This window comes from Mesorhizobium sp. B2-2-4, assembly GCF_006442375.1.
Lineage (GTDB): Bacteria > Pseudomonadota > Alphaproteobacteria > Rhizobiales > Rhizobiaceae > Mesorhizobium.
Map to the genome: position 1 here is coordinate 225057 of NZ_VFWB01000003.1, position 13274 is coordinate 238330.

Consider the following 13274-nt stretch of genomic DNA (forward strand, 5'->3'; position numbering starts at 1 on the left):
CGGCGCATATAGTGCAATTCCCAAGAAAACACCAGCCCAATTCACGAAGCCGGCTTTTCACGCCAAAACGGCAAGTTATCCCTGTCAAAGCCATTTTTTCCATTTGAAGAAGGCAATCAGCCCAACCGCGACCACGGCCATGAACAGCAGCGACAAGGGATAGCCGTAATAGGCCTTCAGCTCAGGCATGTTCCAGGGCGACGTCTCCGGATCGAAATTCATGCCCCAGACGCCGACCAGAAACGTGAGCGGCATGAAGATGACCGAGACGATCGTCAGATAGGAAATGACGTCATTGGTGCGTGCCTGGCTCAGCGACAGATGCATCTCGATCAGGCCGGTCAGCATGTCGCGCTGGTTCTCGACCAGCTCGATCAGCCGCAGCGCGTGGTCGAGCGTATCGTTCAGGAAGACCTTGGTTTCGGCCTTCACATAGGGCACGTCGTTGCGGATAAGCGTCGCCAGCGCGTCGCGCATCGGCCACAGCACCCCCTTCAGCACATTGGCGTCGTGCCGCAATCCATGAAGCTGCTGCATCTGATGCTTGTGCGGTGCGTGCAGCATCTGGTCCTCGATGCTGTCGACGAGTTCGCCCGCCGCCTCGATCGGCGGAAAGTAGCTGTCGACGATAGCGTCGATCAGCGCATAGGCGAGATAGTCGGCGCCACGGGCGCGCAGCCGGTTCGGCGCCGAGCTTTCGATGCGCTTGCGCACCGGATCGAACGGATCGCCTTCGCGCTCCTGGAAGGTGACGACGAAATTCTTGCCAAGGAAAACGGCGATCTGCTCGTAGCGGTGCGAGGCGACGTCGTCGATCATCCGCACGACCACGAAAGCATGGTCTTCGTAGAAATCCACCTTCGGCCGCTGGCCCGTGTTGACGACGTCCTCCAGCGCCAGCGGATGCAGGCTGAAGATGCGGCCGATCTCCTTGATCAGCTCGATATTGGCCAGGCCGGTGCAGTCCAGCCAGATGACCGGCCACTTTTCGCAATTGGCATTGACGTCGTCGATGCTGGCATTGTCGATCGTTTTGGACTTTTGCGGCGAGATCAGGGTGAGCCGCAGTTCCGAGCGTCGCGCCGCGGGATCGGCGATCAGCGTTCCGGGCGATGCACCGACCGGCGGCCGCCTGGCCCTGAGCGGCGCCCGCGTCTTGATCGCCTCAACCTTTGCCATGCGGCCCCTCGGATAGATATCGCATAGAGATTAGACGAGGGCCCTCACCCGGCAAAGACCCGTTTGGGCTTGAACATGCCCTGCTCGATGGCGCCGATGGCCACCAGCTTGCCGCGCGCGGTCGCGCAGGCTTCCTCGGCCTCCACCGGCGCGTCGCGGCCGCGGATGATGACGGGATTGCCGAGGCGGATCTTCGTCGCCGCATCGTCGCTGATGGCTATCTGCGGCAGGCAGTCGAGTGCCGCCGAGGTGTCGACAAGCAGCGCGTCGATCGCGGCAAAATCGATCGGCGCTTCTATCGAATCGGGGGACGGTTGCTGCGTGCCATGACCCTGCTCGCCGAAGCGCGCCGCCTCCAGTTCGGCGACGGTGACGAAATCCTCGGCGGTGAACGGCTCGACCTCGATCCGGCGCAGTTCAGAAATATGGCCGAAGCAGCCGAGATCGCGGCCCATGTCGCGGGCCAGCGAGCGCACATAGGTACCCTTGCCGCATTCGACCTCGAAAACCGTGTGATCGGCCCCGTGCTCGACGATGTCGAGGCGGCCGATTTCGATCTCGCGCGCGGGAATGTCGACCGTCTCGCCGTCGCGGGCGAGATCATAGGCGCGTTCGCCCGCGATCTTGATGGCCGAGAATTGCGGCGGCGTCTGCATGATGACGCCGGTGTATTTCGGCAGCAGCGCCTGCACTTCGGCCTCCACGGGGCGCCGGTCGGAGTCCCTCGTCACCGGACCTTCGAGGTCGTCGGTCGAGCGCTCCTGCCCCCAGGCCACGGTGAAGCGGTAGATCTTGGCGCCGTCCTGGACGTAGGGCACGGTCTTGGTGGCTTCGCCGAGCGCGATCGGCAGCATACCGGAAGCGAGCGGATCGAGCGTGCCGGCGTGGCCGGCCTTCTCCGCCTGGAACAGCCACTTGATCTTGGAGACGGCCTCGGTCGAGCCCATGCCGACCGGCTTGTCCAGCACCACCCAGCCCGAGACCGGCCGGCCCTTCTTCTTGCCGCGGCGCGCCATTATTCGCTGTCCTTATCGTCGTCGTCCGCATCCAGATCGCGCGCCACTTCCGGCGATTTCAGGAGATCGTTGATCCTGGCGAAATTGTCGAAGGAGGTGTCGAGCCGGAAGCGAAACTCGGGCATGTACTTCATCTGCCGCAGCGCGCCGGAGACACGGCCGCGGATGAACTTGGCATGCTTGTTGAGCGCCTCGACCACCGCGCCGGCGTCCGTGGCGCCGAGCGGCGAGATGAAGGCGGTTGCGATCTTGAGGTCGGGCGACATGCGCACTTCCGACACCGAAACCACGGCATTCTCGACCAGCGGATCGATGATCTCGCCGCGCTGCAAGGTTTCGGACAGCGCATGGCGCACCTGCTCGCCGACGCGCAGCATGCGCTGGGATGGGCCTGATGTGGTCGAACGGGGCATTTTTTCTCGATCCTGAAAGCGTGGGGCGCGGGATAGGACCGTGCCTCATGTCTCAAATGTTTGCCAGGCGGCGGCCTCTCGGCCACCGCCTGGCATGACGGACGTCACACGAACTCAGAGCGTGCGGGTTACCATCTCGACGCGGAAGCACTCGATGATGTCGCCGACGCGCATGTCCTCGTAGTTCTGGAAGGCCATGCCGCATTCCTGGCCGCCCGGGACTTCCGAAACCTCGTCCTTGAAGCGCTTCAGCGTCTTCAGCGTGCCTTCGTGGATGACGACGTTGTCGCGGATCAGGCGCACGCCCGCGCCACGCTCGACCTTGCCTTCGGTGACACGGCAGCCGGCGATCTTGCCGACCTTGGTGATGTCGAATATCTCGAGTATCTGCGCATTGCCGATGAAGGTCTCGCGACGCTCCGGCGAGAGCATACCCGACAGAGCCGCCTTCACGTCATCCACGAGGTTGTAGATGATCGAGTAGTAGCGGATCTCGATGCCAGCGGCCGCGGCAGCGGCGCGTGCCTGCACATTGGCGCGGACGTTGAAGCCGATGATCGCCGCGCCCGACGTCTCCGCCAGTGACACGTCGCTTTCGGTGATGGCGCCGGCGCCGGCATGGACGATGCGCGCACGCACCTCGTCGGTGCCGAGCTTGTCGAGCGCTGCGTTGATCGCCTCGATCGAACCCTGCACGTCACCCTTGATGACCAGCGGGAACTCCTTCAGTCCGCTCGTCTGCAGCTGCGACATCATCTGTTCGAGCGAACCGCGCTGGCCGGCATGACGGGCAACCGCCTTCTCGCGGGCCAGACGCTGGCGGTACTCGGTGATCTCGCGGGCGCGGGCCTCGTTGTTGACCACGGCGAAGCGGTCGCCGGCCTGCGGCGTGCCCTGGAGGCCGAGCACCTCGACCGGCATCGCCGGCGGCGCTTCCTTGACGTGTTCGCCACGATCGTCGACCAGCGCGCGCACCCGGCCCCATTCATTGCCGGCGACAAGGATGTCGCCCGGCATCAGCGTGCCGGTCTGCACCAGCACGGTGGCGACGGGGCCACGGCCCTTGTCGAGCTGCGCCTCGATGACGACGCCCTCGGCGGTGCGGTCCGGATTGGCCTTGAGGTCGAGGATTTCGGCCTGCAGCAGGATCGCTTCGAGCAGCTTGTCGAGATTGGTGCCCTTGGTCGCCGACACTTCGACGTCCAGCACCTCGCCGCCCATCGATTCCACGAACACTTCGTGGCGCAACAGCTCGGAGCGCACTTTCTGCGGATCGGCGTCATGCTTGTCGATCTTGTTGATCGCCACGATGATCGGAACGCCGGCCGCCTTGGCATGGCTGATCGATTCGATCGTCTGCGGCATCACGCTGTCGTCGGCCGCCACCACCAGGATGGCAATGTCGGTGGCCTGGGCGCCGCGGGCGCGCATGGCCGTGAAGGCGGCGTGGCCGGGCGTGTCGATGAAGGTGATCTTCTGACCGTTCTTCTCGACCTGATAGGCGCCGATATGCTGGGTGATGCCGCCGGCCTCGCCGGAGACGACATTGGCGTTGCGGATCGCGTCGAGCAGCGAGGTCTTGCCGTGGTCGACATGCCCCATGATGGTCACGACAGGCGGCCGCGACACCAGGTCTTCCGGACGGTCGGCGATGTTGAACAGGCCTTCCTCGATGTCGGACTCGGCGACGCGGCGGACCGTGTGGCCGAATTCGGTGGCGACCAGTTCCGCCGTGTCGGCGTCGATGACGTCGCCCGGCTTCAGGATCTGGCCCTGCTTCATGAAGAACTTGACCACATCGACGGCGCGCTCGGACATGCGCTGCGCCAGTTCCTGGATAGTGATGGTTTCGGGCAGGATCACTTCGCGCATAACCTTCTCGCGCGGCTCATTGTGCATCGCGCGCTTGAACTTTTCCTGGCGGCGGCGCATCGACGACAGCGAACGGGCCCGCGCATCCTCGTCGGAAAGCGCGGAGTTCAAAGTCAGCTTGCCGCGACGGCGGTCTTCCTCGCCCTTGGTCGGCTTGGCCGGACGCGCCACTTCGGGCGTCACCAGACGGCGCACCGGCGCACCGGCGCCAGTCCGCTTCGGCTTGACCTCTTCTTCCTCGTCGGCGGTCGCCAGTTCGGCGGCCTGCGGCGCGCGGCGACGCGCCTCTTCCTCGGCGCGGCGGCGGGATTCGGCCTCGGCCTGCAACCGCGCTTCTTCCTCGGCCTGGCGGCGTGCGGATTCCTCGCGCTCGCGCTTGCGGCGCTCCTCATCCTCGGCGCGGCGCTTGGCTTCCTCGACGGCGCGCTGGCGGTCCTCGACCTCGCGCGCTTTGGAGCCTTCGAGCGCCCTGCGGCGCGCTTCCATTTCGCTGCGCGACAGTTCGTTCAACACCATGCCGCTGCGCTCGACCGGTGCCGGCGGAGGTGGAGGCGGCGCCTTGGGTGCCTCCTGCACGACGGGAGCCGCCGCGACCGCCGGCTTCGGGGTGAACACGGGTGCCGCCACCGCCGGCTCCGGCTTGTCGCCGGGCAGCGAGAATTTGCGCTTCTTGGTCTCGACCACGACCGACTTGGTGCGGCCGTGCGAGAAGTTCTGGCGCACGGTGCCCTGTTCCATGCCGGGGCGCTTCAGCGTCAAGGTCTTCTTCGGCGTAACACTCAACGTCTTGTCGTCGCCCGATTTCGTATCGCTCATTCCATATCCTCTGCGGCCTCATCTTCGTCAGCAACGGCCGCAAGCATTGCCAGATCGTCCGGGGTACCGCCCCGATATCGGTCGAGCGCAACCATGCGCTTCTGGACCGCCTTACCCGCGTCTCCCGCGAGGACGGCAGCATGTATCACATTTGTACCCCCCAATGCCAAGCTCAACTCGGCCTCGGAGAAAAGTTTGTAGGCAAGGATGGAGGGGCCGCCAATATGGACGGTCGCCCGCCGCGCCTGGCTGATCTTGCGCACGCCATCGTCCGAGGCTTCGGTCGCGTGGAGCACGAAAAGCGCCAATCCGCCGCGCACCGCGCTCTCCACCTTGGTGGCGCCCAGCGCGATCGCCCCTGCCTTGCGAGCGAGACCCAGCATGCCAAGGGCGGATCTGGAAAGCAGCCCATCGACCATGCCGCCGAGATCGGGCGGCACGACCACCTGTGCCTTAAAGGCGCGGCTAAAAAGGTTCTTGGCCGCCGCCTTGTCGATATGTAGGCGGTCGGCGCTCACCCAGCAACCACGGCCGGGCAGATTTCTCTTGAGATCCGGAACGACGGCCGAATCCGGGCCGACGACGAACCGGATCAGTTCATCCGGTTCGGCCTGCTTGCGGGTGACGATGCAGGTGCGATCGTTCATCTCGTCCAAGGGCGGTTTCTGTGCGATGCGGTTTCACCTCACGCACCAACGGCTTCGTCAGCCGGCGCTTCTTCGGCTGCAAGCTCGTCTTCGGAAATCCAGCCGGCCTTGAGACGGGCCGCGAGCACCATCTGCTCGGCATCGGCGCGCGAAACGCCATGATCGGCCAGCACGCCCGGATACACCTTGGTCTCGCCGTCCTTGCGTTCCTTCCAGCCGGTGAGGTCGTCGGCGGCATAGCCGGCGAAATCCTCGATCGTCTTCACGCCGTCCTCGCCGAGCGTCACCATCATGGCGGTGGTGATGCCGGGGATTTCGCGCAGCTCGTCCTTGACGCCCAGCGCCTTGCGCTTTTCGTCGTGCTCGGCTTCGATCTTCTCCAGATATTCGCGGGCCCGGGTCTGGATCTCCGAGGCGGTATCCTCATCGAAGCCGTCGATCGAGGCGATTTCGCCGGCATCGACATAGGCGACTTCCTCGACGCTGGTGAAGCCTTCGGAGGCGAGCACCTGGCCGACCATCTCGTCGACGTCGAGAGCTTCCATGAACAGCGCCGAGCGCTCGACGAATTCCTTCTGGCGGCGCTCGGATTCCTCGGCCTCGGTCAGGATGTCGATATCCCAGCCGGTGAGCTGCGAAGCGAGGCGCACATTCTGGCCGCGGCGGCCGATGGCCAGCGAGAGCTGGTCGTCCGGCACCACCACTTCGATGCGCTCGGCGTCCTCGTCGAGCACGACCTTGGCGACTTCCGCCGGCTGCAGCGCATTGACGATGAAGGATGCGGCCGAGGGCGACCACGGAATGATGTCGATCTTCTCGCCCTGCAATTCGGCGACGACCGCCTGGACGCGGCTGCCGCGCATGCCGACGCAGGCGCCGACCGGATCGATCGAGCTGTCGCGCGAGATGACGGCGATCTTGGCGCGCGAACCGGGGTCGCGGGCGACCGACTTGATCTCGATGATGCCATCATAGATCTCCGGCACTTCCATGGTGAAGAGCTTGGCCATGAACTGCGGATGGGTGCGCGACAGGAAGATCTGCGGGCCGCGCTGCTCACGGCGCACGTCGTAGACATAGGCGCGGACGCGATCGCCATATTTGTAGTTTTCGCGCGGGATCAGCTCGTCGCGGCGGATGATTGCTTCGCCACGACCGAGATCGACGATGACATTGCCGTATTCGACGCGCTTGACGGTTCCGTTGACGATCTCGCCGATGCGGTCCTTGTATTCGTCATACTGGCGGTCGCGCTCGGCCTCGCGCACCTTCTGCACGATGACCTGCTTGGCCGACTGGGCGGCGATGCGGCCGAAATCCATCGGCGGCAGCTGTTCGGCGATGAAGTCGCCGAGCTGGGCATCGGGATTGCGCTCGCGCGCCGAGGAAATGGCGATCTGCGTGGCGTAGTCGTCGACCTTCTCGACCACTTCCATCAGCCGCTGCAGCTTCATCTCACCGGTGTTGGGGTTGATGTCGGCGCGGATGTTGGTCTCCTGGCCATAACGCGAGCGTGCCGCCTTCTGGATCGCATCAGCCATGGCGGCGATGACGATCGACTTGTCGATCGACTTTTCACGCGCGACCGCGTCGGCAATCTGCAGCAGTTCAAGTCTGTTGGCGCTTACAACCATGTTTTTTCTCCCGAGCCTGTTGCCGGCCCCTGGGGCCTGGCAGCTCAATCAACTTTCCTGTTCGTGTTCTTCCGTAGCGCCCGGTTCCGTACCCTCCGGTACGTCGTCGTCCGGTTCGCCGCGGCGTTTCTTGGCTTCCTTGCGCGCCCTATTGTCCTTCGACAATGCATCACGGATGAGGTCGTCGGTCAGGATCAGCCGGGCTTCGGCAATGGCGTCGTAGGGCACGCGCACTGTCGGCTCCTCACCGTAGGCCGCCTTGTCGCGCTCGATCAGCACATCGTTCTCACCGGCTTCGGCGATCTTGCCCTTGAAGCGCTTGCGATCCGCGACAACGACCGATGTTTCCATCTTCACCAGATGACCGGTCCAGGTCGAGAAATCCGATTTGCGCACCAGCGGCCGGTCGATGCCGGGCGATGAGACTTCGAGATGATACGCCTTCTCGATGGGATCGTCGACGTCGAGCGCCGGCGACACCGCACGGCTCACCTCTTCGCAATCCTCGACCGTCATGGTGCCGTCCTCGCGCTCAGCCATGATCTGCAGCGTCAGCCCGTTCTGGCCGGACAGATGCACGCGTACAAGGCGAAAGCCGATGCCGCGCAGCACCGGCTGGACGATCAGCGCGATGCGTGCATCGATGCCGCTTTCGCGGATGATGCGATCGTCGCTCTCGCTTGCCGTTGACGTCATTCGATTCCTGTCGATCATTCTCTAGCCGTCGGCAGGTAATAAAAAAGAGCGGGACCGGGTGGACCCACTCTTCGTCATACCGACCAAGAATTTGAGGCTGATATAAACGATCCGCCCCGGTGTTTCAAGCCCGCCGTCCCAACTGCGCGAATGTCCTGGCGCATTGGGGTTGCGCCAGGTGCATGCCATCCATGCGGCAACGGCCCTTGTTGGTCCTCAAGCCGCGCTCCTATCTATGTTGCATTGCACAAAGCGACAGCGATAGCGCGTCACCGCACGCGAAAGGACATGACAATGAACAGCCGCAAGGTTTTTTCCGCCATAGGCGATCTCTTCACCACATTCGGCAGCGCCGTAGCCGCGTCGCGGGCGGTGGAAGCCGGCCGCAAGCCGCGCGCCCAGGATCTGCGCAGCCTCGGCATGGATCCGACGGCTTTCGACAAGATCGGCCGTTTCTGAACTCCGGCCAACGGGCGACATTCGATTTCTGTGTCCCCGCAACAATTGAAGATCTCTCCCTCACGAAGGGCCCAGATCCTGATGCCCAAATCCCGATGCCTGGGACCTGATGCCTAGGTCCTGATGAAGGTAAGATAGGCCGGCCGCCTGCCCTCGCGGACGGCTTTCGCCTCGTAGCGGGTGCCTGGCCAGCCATCGTAGGGGCGATGCCAGTCGACGGCCTCTGAAGCCTGCCAGGCGAAACCGCCATGCGCACGGCAATGCAGCAGGGTCCAGTTCACATAGGTGTCGATGTCGGAAGCGAAACGGAATTCGCCGCCACGCTTCACAACGCGTGCGAAACGATCGAGATTGACCGGGCTGACGAAACGGCGCTTCCAGTGCTTCTTCTTCGGCCACGGATCGGGATAGAGCAGGTCGATGCCATCGAGCGAGGCCTGCGGCAGCCAGTCGAGCAGCCGCGTGGCGTCGTCGTCGTAGACCCTGAGGTTGGCCAGCGGCTTTTCCCGCATCGCCATCATCATCTTGGCCATGCCGTTGACGAAGGGCTCGACACCGATAAAGCCGGTCATCGGCGCTTCGGTCGCGCGATGCAGGAGATGCTCGCCGCCGCCAAAGCCGATTTCGAGGCGAACGGCGGAAACATCGGCTTCGAACAGAGCCCGCAGATCCGACGGCGCCTCGGTCGTCAGATCGAGCCGATAGGTGTCGAGGCCGCTTTCCAGCGCCGCCGCCTGCTGCGGGCGAACCGGCTTGCCGCGCCGACGGCCGAAGAAGGCTTCTGTCGCGCGGCTTGGCCTGTCCCCGGAACTCATCGGCTGATCAAGGTCCTGTCGCCGCCCTCAGGCAGCGACAGCATCCTTGAGCGCCTTGGCGAGATCGGTCTTTTCCCAGGAAAAAGATCCGTCGCGGCCGGCCTTGCGGCCGAAATGACCGTAGGACGAGGTCTTGGCGTAGATCGGCTTGTTGAGGTCGAGGTGGCGGCGGATGCCGGACGGCGACAGGTCCATCACAGTGCGCAGCGCCTCCTCGAGCCTTGCCTCGTCGACCTTACCGGTGCCGTGCAGGTCGACATAGACCGACAAGGGCTGGGCGACGCCGATGGCGTAGGAAAGCTGGATGGTGCAGCGGTCGGCAAGTTTCGCCGCCACAACGTTCTTGGCCAGGTAGCGCGCCGCATAAGCGGCCGAACGGTCGACCTTGGTGGTGTCCTTGCCCGAGAAGGCGCCGCCGCCATGGGGTGCGGCGCCGCCATAGGTGTCGACGATGATCTTGCGGCCGGTCAGCCCGGCGTCGCCATCAGGCCCGCCGATGACGAACTTGCCGGTCGGATTGATGTACCACATGCAATCGTCGGCGATCTTGAGGTCACCCAATGCCTCGCGGATATAGGGCTCGACGACCTTGCGCACCTTCTTGGAATCCCAGCTCGCATCGAGGTGCTGGGTCGACAGCACGATCTGCGTCGCTTCGGCGGCCTTGCCGTCGATATAGCGGACGGTGACCTGGCTCTTGGCGTCCGGCCCGAGCTTGCCGGCATCGCCGTTGTTCTGGTGGCGGGCGGCGGCCAGGAGTTCGAGGATCTTGTGGCTGTAGTAGATCGGTGCCGGCATCAGGTCCGGCGTCTCGCGGCAGGCATAGCCAAACATGATGCCCTGGTCGCCGGCACCCTCCTCGCCCTGGCGGTCGGAGGCATTGTCGACGCCTTGGCCGATGTCGGGCGACTGGCCATGCAACAGAACGTCGATCTTGGCCTTTTTCCAGTGGAAACCGGCCTGCTCATAGCCGATCTCGCGGATCGCCTTGCGGGCGACCGACTTGAACTTCGCCGGGTTGACGACCGGATGGCCGGCGGCATCCCTCAGGATGTTGCCTTCCTTGTCCTTCTTCAGCAGCGTCTCGGGAACGCGCACCTCGCCGGCGATGACGACGCGGTTGGTGGTCGCCAGCGTCTCGCAGGCGACGCGGACTTTCCACGGGTCCATGCCCGTCTTCTTGGCCTCACGGTAGACCAGGTCGACGATCTCGTCGGATATCCGGTCACAGACTTTGTCGGGATGGCCCTCGGCAACGGATTCCGAGGTAAAGAAGTAGTTCTGCCGCGTCACGGGTGTCCCCTCTTGAAAAACGATCGGCAGGCTGCCGATTTGGCGCGCCACGTGTTAGCGGGGCGAAGCGCCGCTCGTCAAGCGGTGCCGCCCTTCTGGCATGGATGTCGATGTCGATATTTTGTACCACCAGCGGCCGGAATGCCGCCGGTTCGAGTCCTGTTGCGGATCAGTCGGAATCTTCGGACGCCAGCGACTTCACCAGGTCTATGATCCTGCGACGCACCTTGACGTCGGCGATCTTGACGAAGGCCCGGTTGAGCTGAAGGCCCTCCGGGCTGCCGCAGAATTCCACGGCGAAAGCCATTGAAGCATCCTCCGCGAAACCGCGGCCGGCCGGGCTCTCCTGGCCCGGCGCATCCTCGAAAAAGAAGGCGACAGGCACGCCGAGTATGGATGCTATCGCCTGCAGGCGGCTTGCGCCGACACGGTTGGTGCCCTTTTCATATTTCTGTATCTGCTGAAATGTGATGCCGAGGTTCTCGCCTAGTTTTTCTTGGCTCATTCCCAACATATTGCGGCGAAGCCGGATGCGACTTCCAACATGGATGTCGATCGGATTCGGTTTCTTCTTGTTATCTTCTGTCATTTTTTCCTCGCCGAATTTTTTCGGCTTTGTGATTTTTTCCTACCCAAACAAAGCCGGAGGCGACTGCCCCAACAGAACGATCCACCGGCTTCGAGAAATTTTCAGGCGTTACAGTATGAGTTTCTAATGTGTCGACTGTCAATTCACCCGTAGCCTTTGCCTTACATTGAACAGGACGGCAGCCAGGGCAAACAGCAACATGATCAGCATTCCGTTAATGCGCAGCTGGCCGGCGGACACGACAGCTTGCCGCGAGATTGGCACACGGACGTCGATGGCCCCGCGCGCGTCGATCGCCAGCGCATCGACGATGCGCCCCCGTGGGTCGACAACCGCCGAGATGCCGTTGTTGGCCGCACGCAACAAGGGCAACCCGTTCTCCACCGCGCGAATCTGAGCCTGCCTGAAATGCTGATAGGGACCCGGCGTATCGCCGAACCACGCATCGTTGGTAACGTTGACAATAAGCTGCGCTGACGTTGCGTCAACCGCCACCAGTTCGGGAAAGATCACTTCGTAACAGATGAAGGGCAAGGCGCGGACGCCATCCGGCAGCGTGATCGCATGCCGCTCATTGCCTGCCGTGAAGGTCACCGGGCCAGCGACCAGTTGTTCGATGCCGAAACGATCGAGCAGGTCGGCGAAAGGCAGGTATTCGCCGAACGGCACCAGATGGACCTTGTCGACGGCGTCAGCGATTTCGCCCTTGTCGTTGATCGCCACCACGGAGTTGTAGTAGCGGCTGCCGGCACCGGCCGCCGCACCGCCTTCCTCGCGCACGACGCCGGCGATCAGCATCTGGCCGGCGTCCAGCATGTCGCCCAGTGCGGTCAAAGCGTCCGGCCGCTCGGTGAGGAGGAACGGGACCGAGGTTTCGGGCCACAGGATCAGTTGCGGCTTTTCATGGCCGGGGTCCGGCGCCTTGGCCGACAGGCCTATCAAGGTGGCGAAGATACGGCCGCGCACCGAGGCGTCCCACTTTTCCGAAAGGTCGACGGCCGGCTGGACGATGCGCACATCGATCGTGCGGGCCTCCGGCGCGGCCGGAGCGTTGAGCCTGAGATAGCCGAAGCCGGCATGAGCGGCGACGAGCACGACAAGCAGCGCGACGCCAAGACGAAGATGCGTGCGCGCCGCCAGCAGCGCCGGCAGCGAGAAGACGAACACGGCGAGCACGTTCATGCCGACCATCCCGGTGACCGAGACGCTCTGCATCAGCAGGGGCACCGGCATCGCCGCGTAGCCGATCGCATTCCAGGGAAAGCCGGTGAACAGGAAGCCGCGCAGCCACTCGGCCAGCCCGAAGGCGGCGGCCAGGGCCGCGATGCGGCCGATGTCGTTGCTCCACAGGAGCCGGGCGACCATGGCCGCAAAGCCGTAGAAGAAGGCCAATGCAAAGGGGATGCCGACCACCGCGAAGGGCAGCGCCCAGGCGAAACTGTCGGCCTCTACAAGCAGGGCCGAGCCGATCCACCACAGGCCGGCGAGGAAATAGCCGAAGCCGAACCACCAGCCGACGGCAAAGGCCGGCCGCAGCCGCGCAAACAGGCTGCCCGAGGCCTCACCGGTCGCCCCGTCGAGCAGCCAGACCAGCAGCGGAAACGAAATGAAACAAGCGGCAAAGAAATCGTACGGCGCCTGGCCGAGCACCGCCAGGGCGCCCGCGAGGAACGCCACGAGAGCACGCCGCCAACCCCAAAACAGAATTATCCGGCCGGCCAGGCGGTTCATGCATTGTTCCGAGTCGTGCGAATCACGGCAGCAGATTTATCAGGCCGCGGCCTGCGCTCCAAACTTCGGGTGGTCTGCCGTGAAACCCACTCACCACTGCTGGAGCGCATCGCG

At 63.9% G+C, this 13274-nt stretch carries 12 protein-coding genes; 1 reads left to right on the forward strand and 11 read right to left on the reverse strand.

Annotated elements, in window-relative coordinates:
- Positions 1–84: 84 nt before the first annotated feature.
- The 7 genes from corA to rimP form a co-directional block, all read right to left on the reverse strand.
- A complete protein-coding gene (gene corA, locus FJ959_RS09345; protein WP_140496782.1) occupies positions 85–1179 on the reverse strand; it encodes a magnesium/cobalt transporter CorA in 1095 nt (364 codons plus the stop codon).
- 44 nt (positions 1180–1223) lie between these two features.
- Positions 1224–2195 (reverse strand): tRNA pseudouridine(55) synthase TruB, encoded by a 972-nt coding sequence (gene truB, locus FJ959_RS09350; RefSeq protein ID WP_140523878.1) that lies wholly within the window; start codon positions 2193–2195, stop codon positions 1224–1226.
- Positions 2195–2608: a 30S ribosome-binding factor RbfA gene (gene rbfA / locus FJ959_RS09355; protein ID WP_140496786.1), complete on the reverse strand. Its 414-nt coding sequence runs from the start codon at positions 2606–2608 to the stop codon at positions 2195–2197. Before rbfA ends, truB begins: the two co-directional genes overlap by 1 nt.
- Positions 2609–2722: 114 nt before the next feature.
- On the reverse strand, positions 2723–5296 hold the full coding sequence (gene infB / locus FJ959_RS09360) for a translation initiation factor IF-2 (RefSeq protein WP_140513170.1): 2574 nt from the start codon (positions 5294–5296) through the stop codon (positions 2723–2725).
- A complete protein-coding gene (locus FJ959_RS09365) occupies positions 5293–5943 on the reverse strand; it encodes an RNA-binding protein (protein WP_140497289.1) in 651 nt (216 codons plus the stop codon). The genes infB and FJ959_RS09365 overlap by 4 nt, the downstream gene beginning before the upstream one ends.
- Positions 5944–5981: 38 nt before the next feature.
- Positions 5982–7577, reverse strand: coding sequence for a transcription termination factor NusA (gene nusA / locus FJ959_RS09370; RefSeq protein ID WP_140496790.1), 1596 nt, complete (start codon positions 7575–7577; stop codon positions 5982–5984).
- A gap of 48 nt (positions 7578–7625) precedes the next feature.
- The gene (gene rimP, locus FJ959_RS09375) at positions 7626–8273 is read right to left on the reverse strand and encodes a ribosome maturation factor RimP (protein WP_140557592.1); all 648 of its coding nucleotides are present in this window, start codon (positions 8271–8273) and stop codon (positions 7626–7628) included.
- Positions 8274–8567: 294 nt separating this feature from the next.
- Here rimP and FJ959_RS09380 point away from each other — a divergent pair, with 294 nt between their 5' ends.
- Positions 8568–8732 carry a hypothetical protein gene (locus tag FJ959_RS09380; protein ID WP_140496794.1) on the forward strand — a complete coding sequence of 55 codons (165 nt, stop codon included), beginning with the start codon at positions 8568–8570 and terminating at the stop codon, positions 8730–8732.
- A 113-nt stretch (positions 8733–8845) separates the two neighbouring features.
- On the opposite strand, the gene FJ959_RS09385 is transcribed toward FJ959_RS09380, so the two are convergent.
- From FJ959_RS09385 to lnt, 4 genes are all read right to left on the reverse strand, one after another.
- Positions 8846–9547 (reverse strand): tRNA (guanosine(46)-N(7))-methyltransferase TrmB, encoded by a 702-nt coding sequence (locus tag FJ959_RS09385; RefSeq protein WP_140556714.1) that lies wholly within the window; start codon positions 9545–9547, stop codon positions 8846–8848.
- A gap of 27 nt (positions 9548–9574) precedes the next feature.
- The gene (metK, locus tag FJ959_RS09390; protein WP_140496798.1) at positions 9575–10840 is read right to left on the reverse strand and encodes a methionine adenosyltransferase; all 1266 of its coding nucleotides are present in this window, start codon (positions 10838–10840) and stop codon (positions 9575–9577) included.
- Positions 10841–11009: 169 nt separating this feature from the next.
- Positions 11010–11429, reverse strand: a complete 420-nt coding sequence (locus tag FJ959_RS09395) for a helix-turn-helix transcriptional regulator (protein ID WP_140496800.1) — start codon at positions 11427–11429, stop codon at positions 11010–11012.
- Positions 11430–11567: 138 nt separating this feature from the next.
- Complete coding sequence (lnt, locus tag FJ959_RS09400) at positions 11568–13160, reverse strand: apolipoprotein N-acyltransferase (RefSeq protein ID WP_140629782.1); 1593 nt, start codon at positions 13158–13160, stop codon at positions 11568–11570.
- Between the last annotated feature and the right edge of the window lie 114 nt (positions 13161–13274).